The organism is Photobacterium jeanii (assembly GCF_001650345.1).
In the GTDB taxonomy this organism is placed as follows: domain Bacteria; phylum Pseudomonadota; class Gammaproteobacteria; order Enterobacterales; family Vibrionaceae; genus Photobacterium; species Photobacterium jeanii.
Window position 1 is genome coordinate 574,603 of the sequence record NZ_LVHF01000033.1, and the last position, 24,061, is coordinate 598,663.

The window sequence follows — 24,061 nt, forward strand, 5'->3', positions numbered from 1 at the left end:
ATGACGTTGCGTTCACAGTTAAAACGTGAGTGGCAAATTTGGCGTTCAGAAAGTTGGCTAAAAGCGCTAACGCTCTGGATCCCTGTATTACTCTTTGTAGTGGTATGGGCGATTTTCTCGGGTGGTATTGCCCGAGATTTATCTATCGGTGTGGTGGATCTCGATCATAGCCGTATTTCACGTCAGTTAACTCGTTACTACGATGCGAGCCCTGCATTGGCAGTGACTGAGCAATTTGCCAGCGTTGAACAGGGCAGTACTGCACTGCGAAATGGCGATATCTATGCCTTAGTGGTGCTTCCTGCAAACTTGGAAAGTGACACCTTGATTGGCCGCGCCCCAGAAGTAACGGCTTTCTACAATAGCCAGTTTATTCTGATTGGTAAGTTAATTAATTCAGCGCTACTGCAAGCTCAAGGTACATTTACCGCTGGGGTAGATACCCTGAAAAATATGGTGGGTGGTAGCCCTGTGCCGCTGCAAGCGCTTGGGCAAGCGGTGCCAGTGCGTAGCCAAATCACACCGTTATACAACACCAATAGCCATTATGGGCAGTTCTTGGTGTCTGCTGCGATTCCTGCGATGTGGCAGATCTTGATGGTGGCAACCACGGTATTAGCGATGGCGGCAGAGCGACGTCAGCGCGGCGTGAGCCAATGGCTAGTGAATCATCCTATCCGTAACTTGGTGGCAAAAATGCTACCTTATACGGCGATGTTTTGGCTTCAAGGCATTGTTTTCTTAGTGGGGATGTACCAGTGGCTAGATTGGCCGATGCATGGTAGTTGGGGGATTTTATTAAGTGCTCAGTTGCTCACTGTGGTGGCTTGTCAGGGGATCGGGGCGTTGATTTTCTTATTAACGCTTGATCCAACACGCGCTATGAGCATGGTGGCAGGTTTTACTGCACCCGCATTTGCCTTCATGGGCATTACTTTCCCAGCTAGCGATATGCCGCTGTTAGCTCAGATTTGGCGAGCATTATTGCCTATCAGCCACTATATCGAAGTGCAGGTTATGCAGGTGAATTATGGTTCATCGCTTGCCAATACCATGCCTAAGATGTGGGGAATTTTGGCGTTCTGGTTGGTGTTTTTGTTGGTATTCAAAAAAGCGAAGCAGATCAGTCAGCAGCAAGGTTTAAAGCAATCGGAAGTTAACCCCGTAGAACAAGCATCTGAGGAGGTAAAAGCATGAGTTGGCGCGCTTTATTTAAGTTCGAGCTAAACGCTATTTTTACTAATCCCGCATTGCTGTTTACGGTGTTTGGTGGCGTACTGATTTATTCATTCCTGTACCCGTTGCCATACTCGCACCAACTGCCACGTGAGCAACAAGTGACAGTGGTGAATTTGGACAATACCCAAATCAGTCGCGAGTTAGTGCGTATGATTGACGCGACACCACAGGTGAAGGTCAAGCAAAGCGCGCCTACGATTGCTCAAGCTCAGCAGCAGCTAGAAAAGGGAGAAGTGCAGGGCTTATTGGTTATTCCTGAGCACTTCAACCGTGATTTGCTGCTAGGGAAAAGCCCTGTGCTGTCTTATGCCGGTGATGCTTCCTACTTTTTGGTGTATGGCACTATAGTGGAAGGGATGGCTACCGCAGGCGGTACTTTGGGTGCAAAAGTAAAAGTTGCACGCATGGTGATGTCGGGTGATAACGTTGCCTTGGCTGCAGAACAATACTCAGCAATCAAACTTAATAGCCGACCTGTGTTTAACCCGTCAATGGGGTATATAAACTATGTGGTTCCTGCAGTGTTTGTGCTTATTTTGCATCAAACACTGCTAATTGCGGTTGCTATGCTTGGTGGTGGTCAAAATGAGTATCGCCTGCAAGGCGGTAATGGTTATTGGCTACGTTACCCTGCATGGAAGATCATTATTGTTCGTGGTTTGATCATGATGACGATCTATCTGCCACTTACGGCTTATTACTTTGGATATAGCTTTGAGTCGTTGGGTATCGGTCGCTTAGCTGCGATAGGTGATTTGATCGCGATGACAATTCCTTTCCTGCTAGCGGTCATCTTTGCTGGTATGGTGATTGGTCAGTTGATCCCGCGTCGTGAGCTTGCCACTGTTATTGTGCTATTAAGCTCAATTCCATTGATTTTCACAGCTGGTTTTATTTGGCCAACCTCGGCAATTCCTGATGTGCTGAATTATCTTGCTCAGTTAGCGCCATCAACACCAGCAATTAATGGCTTCTTGCGCCTAAATCAGATGGGAGCAAGTTTTGATCAAGTTATTGGCTGGTGGGGGCAATTGTGGCTTCAAGTGCTGGTGTACGGTGTTTTAGCTGGGTGGCTAATGACACGTGCGCAAAAAGCGCAAGTGCAGACACAGCAGCATGAGGCAGCAGTGAACTTATAATTCTAAAGTAAGGTTATTGCTTCATTAAACCTAAATCATAAAATGCCGCTATTCGTAGCGGCATTTTTTATATTACGACTTTTTGACCAGTAAATGATAGTTAACAAGATGTGTAAAGAATCCGATTATCAGGCGAATAAATAGCCAAATGTATTGGTTGTAAATATAAGGAATATCCATTTTTTTCATGATTTTCGATGCGCTAAGGTGCGTGTCATCAGTCAGTCACGAAAGGATATAACGATGGAAAATACGCAATATGTTGGCTTTTGGAAGCGGGTAATTGCCAACGTCATTGATACGATCTTAATCTCAGTTGTTGTTTGGAGCATCTACAGTATCTTTGATGCTAGTGGGAATGATTTCTTTGTGGAGTTCACTGACGGTGAGCAAACACACTATGAGTACAACGGTCGATACAGCACTGATGTAGAAAGCCCTGCAATCTTCAGTTTTATCAACTTCCTACTACCAGCAGCAATTATATTGGCGTGTTGGCATTATCTATCAGCGACTATCGGTAAAATGGCGGTGAAAGCTGTGATTGTTGATGCGAAAACAGGTGGGGAACCGACTTTTATTCAACTGGTTATCCGTTATATCGGTTATTTGATTTCAGGTATTCTTTTTGGCTTACCTTTTATCTGGGTTGGCATTGATAAACGCAAGCAAGGGTTACACGACAAAGCGGCGGGTACCTTAGTGGTTTATCGCTAAGCAGCTCGAAACAAGAAAAAATGCGCAAAGGTTGGAATACCATTGCGCATTTGCATCGTTTCTTGAACAGTGGAAGCCGTTTGTCTTTGACTTCAATCCACGATCAGATTATTTCGTTTCTTCAGTTTTATGGATGTAAGCTTTTGTACCCCACAGCGGTACAGTAGATAGGCTGTGCTTGTAGCTACCTGTTGTCTCTTTCGTTGAGTAAGACAAGTACATCAGAGTTTGCGATTCAGCATCGTAAATACGACGAATTTTCATCGATTTAAAGAAGATGCTTTTTGACTTTTTAAACACCACTTCGCCAGATTTTGATTTGTCGATATCTGCCAGCATTTCTTGGGTGATCTCACCAGTTTGGCGGCAAGAAATAGAAGAGTCAGAAGGATCGGCTAGGCTTAAATTCGCTTCAATACTCGCAATATGACAAGTCACGCCAGGGACTTGTGGGTCGATCAAGGTATTTAGCTTGATGTCTTTCATGGTGAACATACCCAGACTTACATCGCCGACTTCATTACTGTCACACCCTGTTAAAACGGTAGCCAGTGCTGCCGCCATCAATAGTTTTTTCATTTGATCTTCCCCAAAGTTGGTTGGTCTATCATGACTGTCGTTATCATACGCGAGCTGGATTTATTTTCCTAATCAGCGAGTTGGCGCTAGAAGCGCTTACGTATCACTCTTGCTATTATCTTGCTGGCCAAGTCGCCATAATTTTTCAGCTCGTGAGCCCAGTAACCAAAAGCTAAACGCTAATACCGCGAAGAAAATGGTTTTATGAGCTGTATCCCAAAAGTATTCAAAAAAACGGGTGTACAGGTTAATTAATAAGAAAGTGATACCGAAACTACGGCATAAGCTATTTGCGTGGTGGATCCCGAGATAAAGTATTGCGAAGCATGCCGTTATTGACAGTATTGCCCAGTGAACTAGGTCAATTTGCTTGATCTTGGACCACTCGATGAAGTCTGAGTGATTACCAAAAATTGAGAGTAACCAGAATCCAAAGAGGAAGAATAGCAAACCGATAAACTGGGTTGAGTCTGTAAAGTCACGGATCTTAGGTTGTTTAGGACAATAGAGTCCAAAGACAGCAATGGCGGCACCTACGATGGTTAAGCGGATCGGGTGATTTAGCCCTAGGAAGTAATCACCGAAATCGGATAGGTAGGTTGTTTCAAACATAACCCAGCCCGTGAAGCTAATTAAGGCGAAAATCCAGACCAATGTTGAAGGTAACACGAGCGCAACCGCAAAATAGATGATGGTCACAATCAGTAGTAAAGTCGCATCGGAGATAGGGGTAAATAAACTGGTTTCGCCTAAGATACCAACCGAAACCGCACTCATTAGCACGCCAAAGAAGTAGATAGCTTCATTACTGATAGTTTTACTTGGGTAGCGTTGACGACGTTTAAAGCCACCGTAATAGCAGAGTGCAGCCAAAATAGCGGTAGTGGTGCAGAGAACACTTGCTGGCGCGTCAAAAAGGGTGGCTAGCAGGTTCATTAAATAATCGTCAGCAAGCAAGACTCCCACAGAAATGATGAGACAGCTAATGGCAATCCAAAACGAATACACAGCCATTAGACGCCAATCAAAGCCCACCACTTCAATAGATTCTTTTAGCGATTGTGCTTGCTGAGAGTTGATCTGGTTGGTTTGTTGCCATTCATCAATGGCTGATGTCACCACTTTAGCTTTGCGTTTGTTTAGTTTCATCAAATACCGATTCGGCCTAACAATATAATAAGTCTGTCAGCCATTTTGAACGTGAGTTGGATTATTTTCAACACTGTTTTTTATTTAATGCTACTCACTTGGGATATCTTCAGGCATGAAGGTGAGAATATGCTGCTCAGAAGTGAGCGTTAAGGTGTTGTTTTCTAAAGCGACAGTATTCCATTGCTGAAGTGATGTGGTCATGAGCGATTCCATTGTCGCCTGATCATCTTGAATACATGCCATTTTGGTGCTGGCTAATCCTGTAACACGGAAGTTATTTTCTTTTAGTTCTATTTGCCCAAAGAAACGATTACAGCCGCTAAATCCCGCAACCTTTAATTCTGCATCAATCGCCATATTAGGTGTTATACGAGGCTCAGCAATGTGTACGTCTTTACCGTCGATTTTGGTGAGTACCCAGCTTTGCTTGAGGTCATCGGCTGTAAAGCCAACTTTTGCTTGTTGATCACAGCCCGATAGCGTGAATAGACAAAGGAGTAAAAGTGTTAGCCGCTGTTTAGCAAAGAAAGTAATGCTTGCTGTAAGAAACTGTGGGATTAATTTGAACATGACTCACACTCTAAATATGCCGTATTTAGATGAAGCATAGACCAAAAATAGGCGTAAAGAGAGTGTAAGTATCTGATGTTGCGAGTTATGAAGGGATTTATCGGTGTTTAACTAATGCCACGACCAAAGTAGTTCACTTCACCTTTACGAGAACGGAAGCTCGCGTCTTTGTCTGTTTTGTAACTGTGCATAGCAGATTCAGCTTCACAGTAGCTCTGGCTATTTCTAAACACTTCGCGTGCAGCATCAATGGCGCGCTCTGCATCACGACGTGCATCCGGCTCTGCCGTACTATCACTGAAGATCATCTGTTTGTTGATGATCATCTTTTCCAGCGCTTTCATGCAAATGTGTTCATTTTCCGGTAGTGCTTTGGTTGGCATTGAAGCAGTTACAGCACCCGACATGGTTAGGCTGGCAATGAAGAGGGTGTAGCGTAAAGTCGTCATAATGAATGCTGTTTTTTGTGATTAGTGTCGCGATTATAGGGAAGGGGTGCTTTAAAGCCAAACAATTTCCAATTAATTGATGAAGACTTGTTCAGGTTGCTTGATTTTATCTGTAAAAAAGGCGCTTTGACTGCTATTTAAGCGGTAATTTAGATAAACATTGGCGACATAAACACCCGTCAGTTTGGATGCTAGATGTATCACGTTGCTCAATGTCAAAACACCAGCAATGTGATTTTCCTGCACTAATGTCGCAATAAGCTGGTTTACCGCATTGCTCGCAAGTATGCGTGCTTTGCTTACCTTGAATTTGATCGATCGTGGCTTGTTGTTGGGTATCGTCGATCTTACGCCAAATCTGCAACTCGTTCATGGTGCGGTGGCAACCACTGCAAATCCCGTCATTGTTTTTACACATGCCGATACAAGGTGTTTTCACTGTTCATTCTTCATCTATTGATACTAGTCGCAATACTAGCTCGGATCGCCTCTCTTTAGCTAGAGCTGCCATACTCAAATACAGAGTGTTGTATAGCAAGGAAGTAACGGTGTTTTAACTTAGCAAAGTGGAGTGTGAATGGTATGACGCGAAGTTGGCAGATCCCAACATGGACCTTGGTCGCTGTCGGTTTGTTGCTTAATATTATCTCAGCGCTGATGACGAATTTTTATATAGAAGGCGCAACCCAAGATGCTAACCGCTTAACACAGCAGCAAATTGCTAACGATAAACTAATTGCTTTAACTTGGCAGCAAGTCGAAGCCCTTGATCGAAAAAAAGAGTTCTTGTTGATGATGGCACGAGTGGGTGAGGCTTCAGCTACGACAATGTCACTGGAGTTAGCAAGTTTGGTTTCAAGCGATCTTAAAGTATGGCTTGATGAAGTACCTAAGCAACTCACATTGGTTGAGTTACCTAATATATTAATGGCATTAGAGAATATTCAAGCAGAGCAAAGGGAGAAAGTAAATCAGCTTTATATAGAAAATTTAACGTTAATAGAGCGGTATGCTAGTAAATCAAAAAGTATTTCTATGCTACGAAGTTTGGCACTCTTTTTACAAATTATTGGTCTAGCTTTGGTGTTATCCCGAGACTTAAGTAAGCGAGATTACGTTAAAAAATAACCCACTATTAATTACTATAAACTAATAGTGGGATTTATTTTTCTATTGTTGTAATTATTTATTACTTGAGTGGAACGCAAAGCGTGAAGATTCTTTACCGCTCTCAGTTTTAGCTTTGTATTTAATTGAACGAGAATTTTCTAATGTTAATGGCACAAATACTCGGCCGCGCTCATCTGTTGTGTAGGTGCCGCGAGATTGCGGTACATTGGCGACAGTGACTTCGGCATTAGCTGCTGGTTTACCATTTTCCATTACGGTTACCCATGCGCCGTTGTGGGTGTCTGTCACACGGATATCAGCAAATGCAGAAGATGATATGACTAATACAGCAGATGCAGCAATTACTTTAAAATTGAACATGATTCACCCCAGTGTGTTCTTAAGTTAATAACGGTAAAGGCTTTTTAGCTTTATGGTTATTGTCTTTGTTTGATAAAAATCAGCTCACGACCTACCTGATGAGAAATAAGTTGTGAGCAAAATGTTGGCTATAAATGGTGTTATTTATTGGTAGAGTGGAAAGCAAAACGAGATGATTCTTTACCGCTTTCAGTTTTAGCTTTGTATTTAACTGAACGGGAATTATGTAATGTTAATGGTATAAACACACGACCTGTTTCGTCAGTTTTAAACGTGCCTCGGCTTTGTGGTACGTTTGCTACAGTTACTTCAGCATTTGGTGCTGGTTGACCGTTTTCAGTTACTGTTACCCATGCGCCATTTGCATTACTTGATACACGGATATCAGCGAAAGCTGATGAAGACATTACCAGTACAGCAGATGCAGCAATTACTTTTAAACTCGACATGGTTCACCTCAGTGTATGTTGGCTTGGTCCAAAGTATGTTTCTGATAATCACTCTATAAGACCGATACCTTTAATTATTTATTTCAAAAATCCCTATTATTTTTATATCCATATATTTCAATATCTTATCTTTGAACTGGCATGATATGTCTATTTACTTTGTCAAGGCTGTATTTAAAATCCTTCAAGTTATATTAATATCAATGCCTAACATATAACGAATAGCCTGTTTATTTGGATCAATAAATAACTGTCCGTTTTAACAAAATTATAGGTAAGTAGGTGTACTTGGTTAGAATAGTTAGTTTCTTCACCGCATTAATTAATTATAAAAAGAGTATTAGTTGCAATATTGGCATTGTTTTTAATTTTGAATTTGTCTAAGCGATATAGGTGTTTGTTGCATATCCTGTAAGCTCGTTTTTATTAAGGTGTTGATTTTAAAATCGAATATGTCATCTTGATACAGAAGGCAATCATTCAAGGAGGAGCAATGATTAAAATACGAAGTACTGAAGAGAAGGACATAGAGCAAGTTCGTGCTCTATACGGCGGAAAAATCGCTCAAGCAGGGACATTACAGCTACCTTACCCTTCCTTTTCGATGTGGCATAAGCGACTAACAAACTTGCCAGACGGTGTTCATAGCCTCGTCGCTGAACTCGATGGACAAATTGTCGGTCAGCTAGGACTGATGGTGGAGCAAAATCCGCGTCGACGTCATGTGGCTTCCTTTGGTATGGCGGTGCGTGATGATTGCCAAGGGCGAGGTGTAGGCTCTGCTATTTTAGCTGCAGCGATTGATTTAGCGGAAAATTGGCTAAATGTAAGTCGTATTGAACTCACGGTTTATAGCGACAATCAAGCAGCGCAAGCTCTATATAAGAAGCATGGCTTTCAGGTGGAAGGGGAAGCGTCTCAGTTTGCTTTTAGAAATGGTGAATACGTGAGTGCGCTCTATATGGCACGAATACGTGACACGACGTTATAGAGCTGACACATGGCGAGGCTGCCACTGAAGACAAGGCAGCCTGACACATTTTCGCCACCTCATTTAACTTGGCTTAGTGTGGTATCGCAGTGAGTTCGTTTGCGGTTACGGCGTAGTATTCTAAATCTTCAGTGATGCGATTGACTTTGAGGGCGTCATTCTCGCGTCTGATGTGCTTCATGCCTATCTTTCTTAATACCTTGCCTGCAGCTTCTTCTCGACTAAGATGCCGACTTGATACTGCTTTAAGATGTAATTTATCAAACCCGAAATGCAATAACCGATGGGCAGCTTCAGTGCAGTAGCCATTTCCCCAAAACGGTACGCCAATCCAATAGCCGAGTTGGGCTTGCTCTCCATCTATATTGTGTAAGCCGACACAACCAACAACTTGGTGAGAGGATTTTAGAGTGATGGCATAAATTGCCGATACTTGACTTTGCCAGCCAGCAACATGTTTACCAATCCATTGACCAGCCATGCCGTCGCCATAAGGGTGGGGCACATTGATGGTGCCATTGGCGATGTTTGGATCACCAGCCAATTTCTGGACCGTGAGTGCATCGGACAGTTGAAATGGGCGCAAAATAAGGCGATCAGTTGTCAATAGCGGTTGTTGCTTCATTGATGTCTCCTATCTTCAAGGTGGTATCAAAATGCAACCAATATCATTGGTCTAGCATGATTTAATCTTTTTCAGATAATTATTCATACCGACCAGATCAAAATTGCGACTAATAATGGTTCAATCTATAGGCAGGGTGTGACATCAGTGTGACGAGTAGTACAAGATGGTTGGGAGTAGCTTGAGGCTATGATTGCCACTCTTTTTCTCCATGCTTCGCAATGTGTTGAAGTGCTTTTTTGAGCTCTTGTTCCAGTATGAACTTGATAAGCCAGCCAGTGCCTTCCACTTTGGGTGAGAACATGATCCGGTAGTGAATTCGACTTTGCTTGGCATTTAAGCTTTGAATTTGGATCCAACTCCCATGCTCTTTAACTGGTCCCCCTTGGATCACTTTATAGTGCAGGTGCTCATTTTCTTTGTAATCAATAATTTGTTCTTGGTAAGTAAAAGGGCCTGCGGAAACTTGTCTCACAGCACCAATCCCGTTTGTTTCTGGGGTTCCTGCTTTTACTAAAGAAAATTGACCGTGGAAGAAGCGATTGAGGTTTTCATGGTCAGCTAAAAGGTTAAACAGCACTTTACGTGGGACTTGAGCTGTTTGCTCTATCGTGATTTGGTGAACGCTCATTCTTCCCTCCAAGGTGATGATATGGCTCAAAGGAAGAGGAAAGGGACAGAAATCGTTCCGTGATTGTAACTCTCCTAGAGCTTAACTTAGCCTAATTGACCGTTTTAAGTGTTGTATTGAAAGAATATGCTGTCAAGTTACTAGGCTTTTTGATTATCTTTTGTTGTTGAAGTGTAGGAGAATGAAAAACAGAGTTTTGATGTGATTTTGCGTCCCATATTGAAAGAATATGCTTCAGGTGTATAAAAATAAAGCAAACGTTTAACTATTGTACAACAGTGAGTTACGAGAGCTTTTTTCTAAAGGACGGTGGCTATTTAACTAAAAAGGGTGTCATTTATCACATAAAATAATGACACTTAGAGTTGCAACATGACAAAAAGCCACTTATATTTGAACTCATAAATGCAAAACAACAGAGGTTGATAAAGTAAGTCGTAAGCAAATTCCATTCGCAATGCTTCCTTCAAATTCTTCTTTCTGTTTCATTTATTGTTCTTTAACCCTTCAGTATTTAGTTAAACAAACATACCCACAAATGGTGTTAGTGTGTTGAGCGCATTATTGAACATGCACTCAAAGGTGTGACCGTTGACTACAAACCGTCGGGCTGTAAAAAGTGTTGTATTGAGTATCGCCGTAATAGAGACGTCATAATTACCTGCGTATAGTACAACAAGCAAGATGAGTAAAAGGTATAGAGTTGTAATACCACCTACTCATAAATATATATGAAGAGAGGTGTAAGATGAAAAATAGAAACCGCAGACAATGGTTCTACCATCAATCACAGTCGTCAAACGTAAAAACGTCGACTAAGTAACAGAAAATCCTGACATTTTCCCTTGCCGTCTTGGTGTTCTTAATGTCAGGTAAAACTCAAACAGCCGGAAGCATACTAATTTGTTTCTGGCTGAAATTCCCTTCTTAAAGTATTTCTCCTCTGCATTGAACTGTTCAAAAATAGTGTTTTGCGTATATATTTTTGTATAACGAATATCTGTTATTTAATCTGTTCGAGCGTTATCAGTTATTCTTGAAATTATTATTAGTTGGTAAGTTTTACTTTGTTCTGGCTGATATTTGAATCACACAAAATGTAATCGTTTGCTTTTGGCGTTTTTTAACTTAGTACACTATTGATAAATGACGCCACCGACATTGACGTTCTCACCGACTTTTTTGATTTTAATACCTCCGAGATAGATATCACCTTGAACCGTGAGGTATTGAGGCAACTCCGTAATGAGCGTGTTATTGAGGTATAAATTACCGCCAACATATAAAAATGGTGGTAGCTGCTTAATTCGGGTTCCCATTAAGCTTAAGTCGCCCATTACTCGCATGCCGCCATTAAGGAATTTAACTTGAGAGTGAGCGAGGTTGATATAGCCTTTTACGGTTAGGTTGCGTGGAAGCTGCATAACCTGGCTATAAGCGAGGTTAAGGTTGCCACCAACCTTAATAATGGATGGTAAACGTCTGATTTGGCTTTTTTCTAAGTTAAGGTGGCCTTTGACAATAAGAGGATCGGGCAGATCCATTGTAATTTGGCTGGGAATTTTGACATTGCCATAAGTGTCTTTGTAGTTCAGCAGCTTAACATCATCAACAAAGCTGTTCGCTTGTACGAACATAGGTAGTGATAAAGCCGCTGCCATAGCCCATTTAGCAATAGAGTGAACACATTGTGGGAAAGAAATAATTGGCATAATACGTAATGTGTTAATGGGGCTAAGGGCATTATGCCAAATTTTAACTATTGAGTGCTAGGTCAGTCATTCCCAATTTAGGATTAGCAGCCACCATCGACCAACAGATAGGCGAGTTCCCCTGTGTTCCTTTTATTGAGGACTCTCAGGTAACACGCCCCGTTTTCAATGGTATCTTGATCTAGTTCCAGTTCGCCATGATAAGCGTATATGCCTAAGTCGTAGTATTCCTTGGTTGCGGGGATTTCGATATCGGTAATTTGCAGATCTGCGGTCATGGCTTTGAGCACATTTTCTTTGCTTTGGGTTGGATGTCCGTATTTAAGCTCAATAGAGGTTGAGCTTTGTCCTGTTTTTACCAAGCTGCCATCGAGATGGACCGCTTCAATTTTTTCTAACCCTTGAATAATGGCTTTGCCATAAACAATGCCATCAGCCCCCTGAAGCGCCCCTTGAAAACCTTGTAGGGTTGAAATACGTGCATCAGATTGGATGTTTAAAAAGCGTGGCGCAGCAAAAACAGACAAGATACCTAAAATCACGATAACAACAACTAGCTCGATAAGTGTAAAACCTTTCTTCATGTGACACTCCTGGCATATCAAGGGGAGTTATAATCACAATAGGCTCGAGTTATTTGAGATGCAAATAAAACCAGTTTTATATTTGATGTTTAACCAATAGTTATGGTCTAGCTCAAATTAAAGAGCGCTATTACGCAAACGTTTCACTGAAGTTTTTTGTTTAAAAAGCGTTCAAACGCGTTTAGAACACGATTCTTTTTGCCGTTAAAGTTGTGATTGTGATCCTGATCTCTATATACTCCGCTTCCGGTCAGAACCCTCGAGTTCAGCCACCTTATTACAAGCTGTCACAATGGAATAGTGAACGACCCACGGAGTTGGACCGGCAACGTATTAGCTTGTTAATCAAGGTGACTTGTATGTTGTTTAGTTGGACAGACATCTCTTTGTTTTCTGAAGATTTTTCTTCAGAACCTTCCTATTTTGCTTTTTCCCCAAAAGCAGTTGTTCCTCTATTGCAGCAGGCAGTAACACCTTCATTTTTCGCAATCCATTTAAAAAGACTTAGCAGGACGAAATAATGCAGTTGTTAATTAGTATCGCCGGTATCTTGGTACTGGTAGCGTGCGCATGCGCACTTTCTGAAAACCGCAAAGCAATCAACTGGCGAACAGTTGGCGGGGCAATGTTTTTGCAGGCTGGCTTTGCTGCTTTGGTATTGTATGTACCGTTAGGGCAAAAGTTATTAGGGGCAATGAGCAGTGGTGTTGCTAGCGTCCTTGGTTTTGCCGATGAAGGGATCAAGTTCTTATTTGGTGATCTCGCTACCAGTGGTTTTATTTTTGCAATTCGCGTCCTTCCTCTTGTTATTTTCATTAGTGCTTTAATTTCTTTGCTTTACCATCTTGGTGTGATGCAGTGGATCATCAAAGTGATCGGTGGTGGTATTCAGCGTCTTCTTGGTACTAGCCGTGCTGAATCATTAGTTGCTACTGGTAACATCTTCCTTTCTCAAGGCGAATCGCCTCTTCTCGTTAAGCCTTTCCTTCCTCAAATGACTCGCTCTGAACTATTCGCTGTAATGACAGGTGGTATGGCATCTGTAGCTGGTAGTGTGCTGGGCGGTTACGCAGGTCTTGGTGTTGATTTGAAATACCTTATCGCAGCAAGCTTTATGGCGGCACCGGGTAGTCTTCTAATGGCGAAAATCTTGGTACCAGAGCAGAGCGTTGCGGTTGAGCAAACTGAAATCGAGATGGCGAAAAGCGACCACAGCAACATGATTGATGCATTGGCTGCAGGTGCTATGAACGGTATGAAAGTGGCGGTTGCTATTGGTACTATGCTGATTGCTTTCGTGAGTGTGATTGCAATGGCCAATGCTGGTCTAGAAATGGTTGGCGGTTGGGCTGGCTTTGAAGGTCTAACGCTACAAAGTATTCTGGGTTATGTTTTCTCACCACTTGCATTCATTATTGGTGTACCAGCAACGGAAATGCTTCAAGCCGGTGCATTCATTGGTCAGAAGATGATCCTGAATGAGTTCGTTGCATTCCTTGATTTCGTAAGCGTAAAAGAGACGTTGTCTGCACAAAGCCAAGTGATCATCACTTTTGCACTGTGTGGTTTCGCTAACATTGGTTCGATTGCTATTCAAATTGGCTCAATCGGTGTGATGGCACCAGAGCGTCGCAGTGATGTTGCAAGCTTAGGCTTTAAAGCTGTACTAGCTGCAACACTAGCAAACCTTATGAGTGCAGCTCTAGCAGGTATTTTCGTTACGCTATAATGAAAACCTACGCTGAGTAGAAAAGAGAAAGCCGCAGCAATTAGCTGCGGCTTTTTACGTATATAGTGGAGGGCTTACTCGACCCGCACAAACCGAGAGAGATAGCGCCCATCACGCGAGAAAAACACAATTTCTCGGGTTGTGTTGTTTGCATGGCGATTTACTCGGATTTTGTTGTCTATCCCTTCGGCATACAGGCTATGGCTGTTTTTCACAACCAAAGGAATATTGGCTTGATTAACCTTCGCGGTTAACGCTCCCTCCTCATAGACAATTTGTAGTGGCACGCCGAGGTTATCTTGATAATTGCCGACCAGATCTTTGTTGACCTGCCAGGTTACGGTGTCACTCTTTGGTGCGGAAACTTTGTTGATAGCACTCTCGCCGTTAGTTAATCGCAATAGATCTGTGGTGAGAAGCGACAAGTTCGTATTCTGATAATTGCTGAGTGCAATGATGCTGCGCTCTTGCTGAGGTTGGTAAGTCAGCAAAGCCTTAAAGCCATCAATGTTACCTTCCATACTATAAAGCGGTGCACCGTTATAGTCGCTTTTAATCATCCCCAGCTGGTGGCGGTACATGGTTTCTAGTGATGATTGGGATACCACATTGCCGCTGTGAAGGGCTCGGTTCCATTGCAGTAAATCATGCGATGTCGTAATTAAGCCACCTGCCGCCCATGCACACTCTGTTGGCGTGATGTGGGCATTTATAAGCCCAGAGATTTCATAAGATTTCGCGAGCTGGAAAGAAAGCGTGAGCTTCATGCTACTGTCTTTCATGTCCAAAGGGCGAAGAAACTCTTGATCGATAAAGGTGTTGTAATCGATACCTGAGACCTGCTCAATGATGCTACCTAGCAAGAGGTAATTAGCATGGCTGAAATTGTAGCGAAGTGCAGGCGGATAAGTATGGCTTGTTTTAGTGATGGTGCGGATCATCGCTTGGCTACGGCACTGCTTAGGGCTATCACGCCACGCCGTATCACGTTGCAGACCAGCGGTATGATCGAGCAAGTTTAAGACGGTGATTTTATCGCCTTTAGCCAAATTCGGAAAATAACGATCAACCGTGGTGGTTAAACTGAGTTTTCCTTGCTCTGCTAAACGTAAAATTGCAGCGGCAGTAAATTGCTTAGTGATTGAACCAACTTTGAATAGATTACCGTTATTAATCGCCCGATTGCTCTGAACATCAGCCAGCCCTAACGATTGTTCGAAAAGGATAGTGTTGTTGTCGGCGATTAAGACATTACCACTAAACTGCCCATGCTGGTTTTGGTGTTTGAGGTAATTGGCAACACTTTCTTTTAACGAAGGTACTGGAGTGGTAGCGCTTATTTCGACGCTAGGTGTAGAAGCATCGTTAGCAAAGGCGGCTGTAGGCATGGTAATAGCTTGTGCGACTAGGCAAGCAGCAAAGGAGTATAAAGGTAAGCGCATGGTGTCCTCTAGTTTAACGTAGCACACACAAATATAGCACTTACCATAACAGTAAGTGGCGCTAAGCCATTGTTGTTATAGGGCAAAGCTGAGCTTTGCGACAGAACTGTTAGCCCCGCCAAATGTGAGAAAGCACAGTTACAGAGGAGTGATAACTTATTCGCAAAAATGTCGTTAGGAGGATGTTTATGGCTTACAAGCAGCTGGTGTATTTTTGCCTGTTAGATAAAAACTCCCTTTGAACATTGCGTTCAAAGGGAGTTTGTCAAAATGCTTAGATAAGCAGCTGTTGCTTATAGAATTAGCGCTTGTTACGAAGGTAGCGCTTACGACGCTCTTCTTTTTTCTTCGCTTTTTCTTCTGCTTTACGCTCGTTATCTTCTGCAACTTTGATCAGCTCTTCAGTGATCATCTCAGGGCGTTCCATTGTGATGTGACCCAAAGTACCGTTGCGAAGTTCGTTGATCAGAATTTCTGATGCTTTGTGTAGATCAACACGACCACCAGATTTCAGACAGCCACGTTTGCGACCAATGGCTTCCATTAGCTCAATTTCAGACTCAGGAAGATCATCATCAAGATCGTAGCGGGCTTTAATTAGATCAGGGTAGGCTTGCATCAGGTATTCGATAGTGAAGAAAGCGACATCGATGTAATCCATCGCGGTATCTTTTACAGCACCTGTCGCTGCTAGGCGGAAACCACTGTGTGGGTTTTCAACTTTTGGCCACAAGATCCCTGGAGTGTCAGACAATACGATACCGTTTTGCAGGTTGATTCGTTGCTGCTGACGCGTTACCGCTGGCTGGTTACCTGTTACAGCAACAGTACGACCCGCTAAGGTGTTGATGATAGTCGATTTACCAACATTCGGAATCCCCATGATCATGGTACGAATGTTCTTACCCATTTCTTCACGGTGCGGAGCAAGTTTGCGGCAAAGCTCGGTGATCTTTTGAACCTCAGAGATTTGCTCTGTGGTGATAGCAATTGCTTTTACGCCTTGATCTTGCTCTAAGTGCTCAATCCAGCGTTCAGTCATTTCAGGATCGGCAAGGTCGCGTTTGTTAAGCACTTTAACAACAGGCTTGTCGTTCTTCTGGCGGAAAGTTTTGATCAGTGGGTTTTCACTACTGAAAGGAATACGGGCATCAAGTACTTCGATGATCACATCGATCTTCGGTAAAACTTCTTCGATTTCCTTACGCGCCTTGTGCATATGGCCTGGAAACCACTGAATCGTATTAGACATGGGACTGGTAACTCTATTGGTCGCTGTGACATGAATTTGGGAGGAGAATGAACTCAACTCACATCATGGCACATATAATCATTAATTTACGAAGTTTAACTCAGCCAGCGGCAGACATAAAATCTTTGTTGACCTTATGGAATGACTTTTACGAGTTACTGAACTGTGTTGATGTGTTTGAGTAAATTATAAAGTGAAAAGTATGACATTTAGGCATGGGAACTAGAAAACAGATTAATTTTTTATCAATAAAACAGAGTGCTGGTTTTGTTCAGTTTGCGTGGTAATGGATGAGGCTGTTTGTTCTTTGTGACCTTGGTTATGTGTTTCGATGAACGCTTTTTCGTAATGTGTCTTAAATACACTATATGGTTGTCTAATAGGTCGTAAAAAAGAATTAAAAATGGCGTTTTAAACAGATTGCATCCCTTCATTATTGCATTACACTATCGTAAAAAAGTATGAAGCGCTGTCGTTTTATACTGTGCGACGTGTAAAAAAGATAATAAGAGATAGTAAATGTTTAACCGACAATTGAAGAGACAGTTTGCCGAAGCGCAAGCGGAGCTTGAGCAGTTAAGAGCTACGCTTGACTCCATTCATTCTTGCATGGCAACGATAGAGTTTGACCTAGAAGGGCATGTTATTGATGTTAATCAGCCTTTCCTAAACATCATGGGTTATCAGACGGATGAAGTGTTAGGAAAGCATCACTCAACCATGTGCTTTAGTGATCATGTCAATAGTGCTGAATATCGTCAGTTTTGGCAAACGCTAAAAATGGGTCAGTGTGTAAAGGGGACCTTTGAGCGTAAGAGTAAGCTGGGTGATTTGGTTTGGCTTGAAGCAACCTATTTCCCTATTAAACAAAACGGCTCAGTTATTAAGGTGATGAAGATTGCAACGGATGTGACGCAGTCAAAGAATGCCTCGATTGCGCAAGAAAGTGTTTTGTCTGCGCTGAACCGTTCTCAAGCAACTATCGAATTTGAACCTACTGGTACCATTTTAACTGCGAACCAAAACTTTTTAGATACAGTAGGTTATTCACTAGAGCAGATCAAAGGTCAGCATCACCGCATGTTCTGTCATGATGACTTTTATGCTGAAAACCCAACGTTTTGGCAAGACTTAGCAAAAGGTCAATTTAACTCGGGGCAGTTTTTACGTAAGAACAGCTATGGCGAAAATGTTTGGTTAGAAGCGACTTACAATCCGATTATTGATGCGTCGGGTAAAGTGGTTAAAGTGATCAAGTTTGCTTCAAATATCACCGCGCAAATTAATAAAAGCGAAGCTGTCGCGCAAGCCGCTGATGTTGCTTACAGCACTTCGGTAGAAACCGCACAGATAGCAAAACAAGGCTCTGAGTTACTGAATGATTCGGTGCAGGTTTCAGCAAAAATTTCTGAGCAAGTTGAAAGTACTTCGGAGCAAATTCAATTGCTCAATACCAAGTCTCAGAATATTGAAGCGATTGTTTCAACGATCAAAGAGATTGCCGACCAAACCAACTTGCTTGCGCTGAATGCGGCAATTGAAGCGGCTCGTGCTGGTGAGCAAGGGCGCGGTTTTGCTGTGGTTGCCGATGAAGTGCGTCAGCTTGCTTCACGTACCAGCCAGTCAACCAATGAGATTGCTGCCGTTGTTGCTGAAAACCGTAACTTAACCGATCGCGTAACAAGCAGTATGCGTGAAGTGGCGACAATTAGTAGTGAAGGCATGAACAAGATTGCCGAAGTCTCAACTGTGATGGATGAAATCCACACTGGGGCAGAGAATGTTTCGCAGACGGTGATGAGTTTGTCGGAAAGCTAAGTCTAGGTCTGGCTTAGGCTAGTTAATACTTTAGTTTTCAGCAAAATACACAAACAAGCCAGAGTTTAACTCTGGCTTGTTTCATTTTAGGTTGTCTTTGGATCTTTATAGCTTAGAAGCTTGTGATGCTGACAAAGACAGAGATCAAAATACCGCCAATCATAGGTACAGCGGTGCGTTTTGCTAGCTCGAACGGTGATACTTCAGCAACACCTGCGATAGCTACCATGTTTGGCGCGATAGGTGAGATGTTACGGCTCATACCCGCCACAAACTGCATTGGCAGTAGCATTACCACAGGTGCAATACCCATCTTCGATGCAATATCAGGCACTAAGTTCGCAAATGAGAAGAAGGCAGCGTTGCCTGAGCCCATTAGCACTGCAGAAACCATAATGATGGCAACCATCACAATAGTCATCATCACTGGGCCAAATCCCGCTGTTTCTGCCGCATTTACAATCACATCAATGGCACCAATGGTTTTTAGCCCTTGAGCAAATGTTTGACCCGCAACGATGAAAGTCACCACGTTTGCGAACTGGCGACCCATACCATCGAAGAAGATTTGGATAGAGTCGATCACTTTTTTCGCGTCGCCACGGCGGAAGTATTCAAAGAACAGTGTTAGTACAATGGAAACGAACATGGCGGTTGTCACGTCCATTTTAATTGAGCTAATCATTAACTTGCTGAAAGTGAAGATTAAAACAAGTGGAACAACGGGCAAGATTGCGTAGATAGTCGGTGCCAGTGGTTTACCATCTTCACCAACGCTAGTTTCTGTCGTTGTTTGTTCTGCAAGGTGACGGTGCTCTGAAGCGATATGTCCACTTTTCACATCAAAGTATTTTTGGATAACGACATGAAGTAGGGCGATAGTAATCAGTGCGGCTGTTGCAACAACAAGTTGGTATTCCACTACGTAATCGACAACATCAATACCAATGATTTCAGCAGCGAAGTTAACGTTACCTTGGCCTGGTCCCATTTCAACGGCAACGGCTGTGGCGATCGGTGCACAGGCCGATAGACGGCTTAGGCCAACACTGCGCATTAATGGGTATAAGGTCACCATCAATAGCACACCCAAGCCAGAGGCGCTGGTGATGAAGATAGATAGGAACTCACCAATAATGAAACACATCGCCATGAAGAAGTACGGCATGTGTTTGATGCGGGCAAGCGGGCGCGTTAAAACGCGTACCAATGCTTCAGAGGCTCCGATTTCATGCATGTAAAATGCAAAACCGGCGATAGCCATGATTTTTAAACCTAACCCTGCACTTTGCGAAGAGAAGGTCATTTTGATGAATTGGAAAACATCCAGCCATTCAGAGCCTGTCGAGATGTTTTTTGGTAATGGCACGTTCTGACCAATTAACATCGCAGCGACCATTAATACGATACCGCCGGCCATCAAAATTGCTTGTGCTTTATATCCCTTGAGTACAAAGGCGGCAACAAAACCTGTTACTACCAATGCAATGATTATCGATAACATAATTTCCCTTAAATGACATCATGGTAAAACGTCACCGATAATTGGGGGATTAAAGGTGACGAAAACATTCGTTAGCAAATATTCAACTAATTCGGAGTGAACCGATTAATAAGCGAATAAATAAAATGTGCTGTAAATAATTAAATACTGGCGGGCAGATCTTATATTGCATGCTGAAATTGTTTTGTGATGGATGTATGTTGTTGATAACTGGGATAATATGCGGGGCGAATCGATTGCCGAGTTTAAGGTGATGATTTTAAATGGATATTATGTGAATGGCTTTTTGTTATTTTATCAATGTTACTTTGCAAAAATAAATTAGTCATAAATCTAATTCATTCTGTGATTTTATTTGGTTGGTGAATGCCTCTTCTTTTATTGATTGAGTGACTACCTAACTAAGAGTATTAGTAAGAATGTGTTGGTGAATTAATTAAACAAAGCTTTTAGAAGGAATAGCCTCATTTAAGTCTAAGGAAAGGTAATGAGGCTTGTTTATTAAATATACGATCTGCTATTCAATTAAATGAGCATACTTGCATATTAAGCTTGAATAAACGGGAGGCAATTAAAAGCAGGTAGGCCGAAGCTTCTCAAGGCATCGATGTAACAATCAAGCCGCACTTTATCTTTTAAATTCTCACCAGTGCTCAAACCATCTTTTACTGCGTAGTGTTCGACGGATATCATCGCTTTTGGTTGCGTTAATTGCGTGGTAGCAAAAATGATTTCACTGCGGTGAACATGGATAGATGCACTGACTAAGCAGATCTTATCAATATCTAGCTGGTGGAGGATATCTAAGGTATAGCTGGCGTTATCTAAAGTGTTGGTTGCCTGATCTTCTATCCAAATCCGCGTAACTGGGACATGATGATCGACGAGCCAAGCTTTCATTGCTTGTGCTTCAGTGATCCCATTTTGTGCCAAGCCGCCCGTCACTATCACTGGGCATTCTGGCGTTGCATTAATAACGGTGAGTGCCGTTTGTAATCTTTCCTCAAGCATCTCAGGAATTGTTCCATCATTATTTAGCTTATAACCCAGCACGACAATCGCTGAATGTTTAATGGGGCGTTGAGCCCATTGTGGGCTAGCGATTGAGACTTTAGCGAGCTCGTAATTAATGGGTTTCACCAAGGTGGCTTCAAGCGTTCGAAGTAGATGAGTCACACGTATAGCAACTTGTGGTGAGAGGGCATGTAATTGTTGGCGATAGTGTTCAACTAATTCGTGTTCGGCTAAGTAATGGTGCCAAACCATTAAGTAGGTGAGTGCTAAGCAATACTCTGCTTCACTATTGGCCTGAGTAACACAACGGCGATAAAGGTGTAGGGCAGAAGATAACTTACCTTGAAAGCTCAAAATGTTGGCTTGTGTGATAGCGATATCGATTTGTGTGGGTGCTGCGCTGTGAGCAAGTGCTAAGTAATGAAGCGCTCCATCCAAGTTACTGCCACATTGATTGTCATATTCAAAGTGGTGACGATTAGGGGTGCAATAAGCTTTGTAAGCGGCTTCTATGTGGTGGGTAAGCATAGTTGTGTTGTCCGTAACAGTGATGCTAGTGCTGGCTAGCATAACAGATTTAACCTTTTTATTTAATTTTCAATGATTTGTTATGGGGTGAGATTTTTACGTAAGAATACTAGCCAAGATATCAACGCTTTCATTTATCTGCTTTGGGTAGCCGCCATATTGCTAGAACTTGGTCTATGTTGTTTGAGAGGCAAAGCCAAATAGGAGCGAGTAATGAATAATCCATTTAAACAACATGGCGCATTCAGTTGGTCTGAATTGATTGTTGATGACCCCGCTGAGGCGGTGAAGTTTTATCAGCAAGTGATAGGGTGGGAAGTTGAAGCGATGGAAATGCCGGGTGGGATTTACCATGTGGTCAAAGCTGGAGGAGAGCCAGTCGGTGGCATTATGGCAAAACCTGAAGGTGTCCAAGATATGCCCAATTACTGGGGGACATATATTACGGTAGATGACGTAGATGCAACTGTTGCTAAAGCTGAAGCGGCAGGGGGTAAAGCGGTTTATCCAGCAATGGATGTACCCGGTGTTGGCCGTCTGTGTGCGTTCTTTGATGCTGCAGGCGCAATTATTTCAGTCATTACGTATGAAGAGAAAGATTGTTAGTACGATATGTTGGATGAATTATGTGCCACCAGTAGGGTATGGGTGGCACATTAAGTTTTTGAATTAATAGAATAACTGGATTTTTTTGCAACGACTTTTACACAATTAGTTTTTACTTTTTTTTGCATGACGTGCATAATCCGGAGGAATTTTTGACCAGTTTCTTAGGAAACGAAAAATACTGGCGTTACATACATGAAAATCCGCTTAAATAGCATTTTATATACACTGCTAATCGCTTTATTTTTTACTATATTTCAGAATATTGCGTTGTGGGAGCGACTAGATGTTATCTTCGACTCACTACCTGACGCGACTCTAGGCTTTAAGCTTTCGCTGCCTTTCTTCATTCTGGCAATCATGAACGTGGTGTTTACCTTGTTCACTTGGCCTTATTTGCATCGTGCAATTATTGGCTTGATTGTACTGATCTCTGCAGCAGCAACTTTTGGTATGCACCAATACGGTGTGGTTCTTGACTACGACATGATCGTAAACGTTATTGAAACCGATACCAATGAAGCGACAAGCTACATGTCTATGTCAGTGATCCTTTGGTTCACTGCATTAGCGATCATTCCGCTGATTGTAATGAGCCGTGTCCAAGTCAATTTCAATGGCTGGATCAAAGAAGTGCTATTTAAGCTGTTGAGCATCGTTGGCTCAGTGGCGGTTGTAGCAATTATCGCTTCTCTTTACTACAAAGATTATGCGTCGCTGATCCGTAATAACACGGAAATCAAGTCGATGCTAAACCCAACTAACTACATCACCGCGACTTTCCGTGTTGCGAAGAACCGTCTGTATGAAGCGAATTTGCCTTTCGTACAAATTGGTACTGATGCAGTCAATGGTAACGAAGGTAACGAGCGTAAAAACGTACTTGTTGTTGTGGTTGGTGAAACCGCACGTGCAATGAACTCTTCGTTCAATGGTTACGAGAAAGACACCAACGAATACCTAGCAAAACAAGAGGGCGTAATTAACTACCCGAATGTAAGCTCATGCGGTACATCGACGGCTATCTCAGTACCTTGTATGTTCTCGAACATGACTAAGTCTGAGTACAATGCATCGACAGCTCGTCGTCAAGAAGGTGTGCTAGATATCATTAAGCATGCAGGTATTGATGTTCTTTGGAAGAACAATAACAGTGGTTGTAAAGGTGCGTGTGACCGCGTGGCATACATCGATGCGCGTTCAACCCAAGATGAAGAGATGTGTCGCTGGGGTACCTGTTTTGATGGCGTACTGCTTAACGGTTTAGATGAACATATTTCATCACTAGAAAACGATGGTGTGATTGTACTTCACCTACTAGGTAGTCATGGTCCAACATACTTTAAGCGCTACCCTGATGAGTTTAAGAAGTTCACACCAACGTGTGATACCGCTGAAATTCAGAAGTGTAACGAAGAAGAGTTAATCAATACTTACGATAACACCTTGCTTTACACTGACTTCCTATTGAGTGAAGTAATTGATGTATTGAAAGCGAAAGAAGATAAGTTTAACACTGCGATGCTTTACGTTTCTGACCATGGTGAATCCCTAGGTGAGAACGGTGTTTACCTTCACGGTCTGCCGTATGCGATTGCACCAGATACGCAAACACATGTACCAATGGTAACTTGGATGTCTGATAGCTTTACTCAAAAGCATAATTTGGATACTGAGTGTTTGAAGAAAGCTGCACAAGGTGAATACTCACAAGACAACTTCTTCCACTCACTACTTGGTTTGATGGATGTGTCTACTAGCGAATACAAATCTGAGCTAGATATGTTTGCGACTTGTGCGAACAATGCATCGTAATTCGCTTGATTTAAAAGAGTTTGAG

General features: G+C 42.5%; 24 protein-coding genes. 9 read left to right on the forward strand and 15 right to left on the reverse strand.

Features of this window, described 5'->3' with window-relative positions; genetic code table 11:
- The 3 genes from A3K86_RS19975 to A3K86_RS19985 all read left to right on the forward strand — a co-directional run bounded on the left by A3K86_RS19975 (position 1) and on the right by A3K86_RS19985 (position 3,095).
- A complete protein-coding gene (locus tag A3K86_RS19975; RefSeq protein WP_068335640.1) occupies positions 1 to 1,197 on the forward strand; it encodes an ABC transporter permease in 1,197 nt (398 codons plus the stop codon).
- Entirely contained in the window at positions 1,194 to 2,378 is a 1,185-nt protein-coding gene (locus tag A3K86_RS19980) for an ABC transporter permease (RefSeq protein ID WP_068335641.1), read from the forward strand. Before A3K86_RS19975 ends, A3K86_RS19980 begins: the two co-directional genes overlap by 4 nt.
- 243 nt (positions 2,379 to 2,621) lie before the next feature.
- Positions 2,622 to 3,095, forward strand: a complete 474-nt coding sequence (locus A3K86_RS19985) for an RDD family protein (RefSeq protein ID WP_068335644.1) — start codon at positions 2,622 to 2,624, stop codon at positions 3,093 to 3,095.
- A gap of 108 nt (positions 3,096 to 3,203) precedes the next feature.
- On the opposite strand, the gene A3K86_RS19990 is transcribed toward A3K86_RS19985, so the two are convergent.
- From A3K86_RS19990 to A3K86_RS20010, 5 genes are all read right to left on the reverse strand, one after another.
- Complete coding sequence (locus tag A3K86_RS19990; protein ID WP_068335646.1) at positions 3,204 to 3,674, reverse strand: CreA family protein; 471 nt, start codon at positions 3,672 to 3,674, stop codon at positions 3,204 to 3,206.
- Positions 3,675 to 3,770: 96 nt separating this feature from the next.
- Positions 3,771 to 4,823, reverse strand: a complete 1,053-nt coding sequence (locus tag A3K86_RS19995; RefSeq protein ID WP_068335649.1) for a hypothetical protein — start codon at positions 4,821 to 4,823, stop codon at positions 3,771 to 3,773.
- Between the two features lie 90 nt (positions 4,824 to 4,913).
- Entirely contained in the window at positions 4,914 to 5,396 is a 483-nt protein-coding gene (locus tag A3K86_RS20000; RefSeq protein WP_084406694.1) for an META domain-containing protein, read from the reverse strand.
- A 107-nt stretch (positions 5,397 to 5,503) separates the two neighbouring features.
- Complete coding sequence (locus A3K86_RS20005; protein WP_068335652.1) at positions 5,504 to 5,845, reverse strand: hypothetical protein; 342 nt, start codon at positions 5,843 to 5,845, stop codon at positions 5,504 to 5,506.
- Positions 5,846 to 5,978: 133 nt separating this feature from the next.
- Complete coding sequence (locus tag A3K86_RS20010) at positions 5,979 to 6,284, reverse strand: cysteine-rich CWC family protein (RefSeq protein WP_068335656.1); 306 nt, start codon at positions 6,282 to 6,284, stop codon at positions 5,979 to 5,981.
- A gap of 143 nt (positions 6,285 to 6,427) precedes the next feature.
- Here A3K86_RS20010 and A3K86_RS20015 point away from each other — a divergent pair, with 143 nt between their 5' ends.
- Entirely contained in the window at positions 6,428 to 6,973 is a 546-nt protein-coding gene (locus A3K86_RS20015) for a hypothetical protein (protein WP_068337089.1), read from the forward strand.
- 54 nt (positions 6,974 to 7,027) lie between these two features.
- Here A3K86_RS20015 and A3K86_RS20020 read toward each other — a convergent pair whose 3' ends face one another.
- Both A3K86_RS20020 and A3K86_RS20025 read right to left on the reverse strand, forming a co-directional pair.
- Positions 7,028 to 7,336, reverse strand: a complete 309-nt coding sequence (locus A3K86_RS20020) for a hypothetical protein (RefSeq protein WP_068335658.1) — start codon at positions 7,334 to 7,336, stop codon at positions 7,028 to 7,030.
- Between the two features lie 140 nt (positions 7,337 to 7,476).
- A complete protein-coding gene (locus A3K86_RS20025) occupies positions 7,477 to 7,785 on the reverse strand; it encodes a hypothetical protein (protein ID WP_068335661.1) in 309 nt (102 codons plus the stop codon).
- A gap of 493 nt (positions 7,786 to 8,278) precedes the next feature.
- Between A3K86_RS20025 and A3K86_RS20030 the strand changes: the two genes are divergently transcribed.
- Complete coding sequence (locus A3K86_RS20030; protein ID WP_068335665.1) at positions 8,279 to 8,776, forward strand: GNAT family N-acetyltransferase; 498 nt, start codon at positions 8,279 to 8,281, stop codon at positions 8,774 to 8,776.
- A gap of 73 nt (positions 8,777 to 8,849) precedes the next feature.
- Here the strand turns inward: A3K86_RS20030 and A3K86_RS20035 are convergent, their stop codons facing one another.
- The 4 genes from A3K86_RS20035 to A3K86_RS23095 form a co-directional block, all read right to left on the reverse strand.
- Positions 8,850 to 9,401, reverse strand: a complete 552-nt coding sequence (locus A3K86_RS20035) for a GNAT family N-acetyltransferase (RefSeq protein ID WP_068335667.1) — start codon at positions 9,399 to 9,401, stop codon at positions 8,850 to 8,852.
- A 187-nt stretch (positions 9,402 to 9,588) separates the two neighbouring features.
- Positions 9,589 to 10,032 carry an SRPBCC family protein gene (locus A3K86_RS20040; RefSeq protein ID WP_068335670.1) on the reverse strand — a complete coding sequence of 148 codons (444 nt, stop codon included), beginning with the start codon at positions 10,030 to 10,032 and terminating at the stop codon, positions 9,589 to 9,591.
- Positions 10,033 to 11,168: 1,136 nt separating this feature from the next.
- Positions 11,169 to 11,744: a hypothetical protein gene (locus tag A3K86_RS20045; RefSeq protein ID WP_084406695.1), complete on the reverse strand. Its 576-nt coding sequence runs from the start codon at positions 11,742 to 11,744 to the stop codon at positions 11,169 to 11,171.
- Positions 11,745 to 11,827: 83 nt separating this feature from the next.
- On the reverse strand, positions 11,828 to 12,328 hold the full coding sequence (locus A3K86_RS23095) for a type II secretion system protein (protein ID WP_084406696.1): 501 nt from the start codon (positions 12,326 to 12,328) through the stop codon (positions 11,828 to 11,830).
- A gap of 520 nt (positions 12,329 to 12,848) precedes the next feature.
- Here A3K86_RS23095 and A3K86_RS20055 point away from each other — a divergent pair.
- The gene (locus A3K86_RS20055) at positions 12,849 to 14,057 is read left to right on the forward strand and encodes a NupC/NupG family nucleoside CNT transporter (protein WP_068335673.1); all 1,209 of its coding nucleotides are present in this window, start codon (positions 12,849 to 12,851) and stop codon (positions 14,055 to 14,057) included.
- Positions 14,058 to 14,131: 74 nt separating this feature from the next.
- On the opposite strand, the gene A3K86_RS20060 is transcribed toward A3K86_RS20055, so the two are convergent.
- Together A3K86_RS20060 and ylqF are read right to left on the reverse strand one after the other, a co-directional pair.
- On the reverse strand, positions 14,132 to 15,499 hold the full coding sequence (locus A3K86_RS20060; RefSeq protein WP_068335677.1) for a serine hydrolase domain-containing protein: 1,368 nt from the start codon (positions 15,497 to 15,499) through the stop codon (positions 14,132 to 14,134).
- 301 nt (positions 15,500 to 15,800) lie between these two features.
- Entirely contained in the window at positions 15,801 to 16,751 is a 951-nt protein-coding gene (ylqF, locus tag A3K86_RS20065; protein WP_068335680.1) for a ribosome biogenesis GTPase YlqF, read from the reverse strand.
- Positions 16,752 to 17,270: 519 nt separating this feature from the next.
- On the opposite strand from ylqF, the gene A3K86_RS23175 reads away from it, so the two are divergent.
- Entirely contained in the window at positions 17,271 to 18,569 is a 1,299-nt protein-coding gene (locus tag A3K86_RS23175; protein WP_068335683.1) for a methyl-accepting chemotaxis protein, read from the forward strand.
- Positions 18,570 to 18,681: 112 nt separating this feature from the next.
- On the opposite strand, the gene dcuC is transcribed toward A3K86_RS23175, so the two are convergent.
- A complete protein-coding gene (gene dcuC, locus A3K86_RS20075) occupies positions 18,682 to 20,073 on the reverse strand; it encodes a C4-dicarboxylate transporter DcuC (protein WP_068335686.1) in 1,392 nt (463 codons plus the stop codon).
- A gap of 546 nt (positions 20,074 to 20,619) precedes the next feature.
- Entirely contained in the window at positions 20,620 to 21,657 is a 1,038-nt protein-coding gene (locus tag A3K86_RS20080) for a YdcF family protein (protein ID WP_084406697.1), read from the reverse strand.
- 171 nt (positions 21,658 to 21,828) lie between these two features.
- Between A3K86_RS20080 and A3K86_RS20085 the strand changes: the two genes are divergently transcribed.
- A complete protein-coding gene (locus tag A3K86_RS20085; protein ID WP_068335689.1) occupies positions 21,829 to 22,221 on the forward strand; it encodes a VOC family protein in 393 nt (130 codons plus the stop codon).
- Between the two features lie 195 nt (positions 22,222 to 22,416).
- On the forward strand, positions 22,417 to 24,036 hold the full coding sequence (eptA, locus tag A3K86_RS20090; protein WP_068335692.1) for a phosphoethanolamine transferase EptA: 1,620 nt from the start codon (positions 22,417 to 22,419) through the stop codon (positions 24,034 to 24,036).
- Positions 24,037 to 24,061 lie beyond the last annotated feature (25 nt).

Coding starts and splice junctions, on each gene's coding strand:
- A3K86_RS19975 (WP_068335640.1), top strand. CDS start 1: ATGACGTTGCGTTCACAGTTAAAACGTGAGTGGCAAATTTGGCGTTCA.
- A3K86_RS19980 (WP_068335641.1), top strand. CDS start 1,194: ATGAGTTGGCGCGCTTTATTTAAGTTCGAGCTAAACGCTATTTTTACT.
- A3K86_RS19985 (WP_068335644.1), top strand. CDS start 2,622: ATGGAAAATACGCAATATGTTGGCTTTTGGAAGCGGGTAATTGCCAAC.
- A3K86_RS19990 (WP_068335646.1), bottom strand. CDS start 3,674: ATGAAAAAACTATTGATGGCGGCAGCACTGGCTACCGTTTTAACAGGG.
- A3K86_RS19995 (WP_068335649.1), bottom strand. CDS start 4,823: ATGAAACTAAACAAACGCAAAGCTAAAGTGGTGACATCAGCCATTGAT.
- A3K86_RS20000 (WP_084406694.1), bottom strand. CDS start 5,396: ATGTTCAAATTAATCCCACAGTTTCTTACAGCAAGCATTACTTTCTTT.
- A3K86_RS20005 (WP_068335652.1), bottom strand. CDS start 5,845: ATGACGACTTTACGCTACACCCTCTTCATTGCCAGCCTAACCATGTCG.
- A3K86_RS20015 (WP_068337089.1), top strand. CDS start 6,428: ATGACGCGAAGTTGGCAGATCCCAACATGGACCTTGGTCGCTGTCGGT.
- A3K86_RS20020 (WP_068335658.1), bottom strand. CDS start 7,336: ATGTTCAATTTTAAAGTAATTGCTGCATCTGCTGTATTAGTCATATCA.
- A3K86_RS20025 (WP_068335661.1), bottom strand. CDS start 7,785: ATGTCGAGTTTAAAAGTAATTGCTGCATCTGCTGTACTGGTAATGTCT.
- A3K86_RS20030 (WP_068335665.1), top strand. CDS start 8,279: ATGATTAAAATACGAAGTACTGAAGAGAAGGACATAGAGCAAGTTCGT.
- A3K86_RS20035 (WP_068335667.1), bottom strand. CDS start 9,401: ATGAAGCAACAACCGCTATTGACAACTGATCGCCTTATTTTGCGCCCA.
- A3K86_RS20040 (WP_068335670.1), bottom strand. CDS start 10,032: ATGAGCGTTCACCAAATCACGATAGAGCAAACAGCTCAAGTCCCACGT.
- A3K86_RS20045 (WP_084406695.1), bottom strand. CDS start 11,744: ATGCCAATTATTTCTTTCCCACAATGTGTTCACTCTATTGCTAAATGG.
- A3K86_RS23095 (WP_084406696.1), bottom strand. CDS start 12,328: ATGAAGAAAGGTTTTACACTTATCGAGCTAGTTGTTGTTATCGTGATT.
- A3K86_RS20055 (WP_068335673.1), top strand. CDS start 12,849: ATGCAGTTGTTAATTAGTATCGCCGGTATCTTGGTACTGGTAGCGTGC.
- A3K86_RS20060 (WP_068335677.1), bottom strand. CDS start 15,499: ATGCGCTTACCTTTATACTCCTTTGCTGCTTGCCTAGTCGCACAAGCT.
- ylqF (WP_068335680.1), bottom strand. CDS start 16,751: ATGTCTAATACGATTCAGTGGTTTCCAGGCCATATGCACAAGGCGCGT.
- A3K86_RS23175 (WP_068335683.1), top strand. CDS start 17,271: ATGTTTAACCGACAATTGAAGAGACAGTTTGCCGAAGCGCAAGCGGAG.
- dcuC (WP_068335686.1), bottom strand. CDS start 20,073: ATGTTATCGATAATCATTGCATTGGTAGTAACAGGTTTTGTTGCCGCC.
- A3K86_RS20080 (WP_084406697.1), bottom strand. CDS start 21,657: ATGCTAGCCAGCACTAGCATCACTGTTACGGACAACACAACTATGCTT.
- A3K86_RS20085 (WP_068335689.1), top strand. CDS start 21,829: ATGAATAATCCATTTAAACAACATGGCGCATTCAGTTGGTCTGAATTG.
- eptA (WP_068335692.1), top strand. CDS start 22,417: ATGAAAATCCGCTTAAATAGCATTTTATATACACTGCTAATCGCTTTA.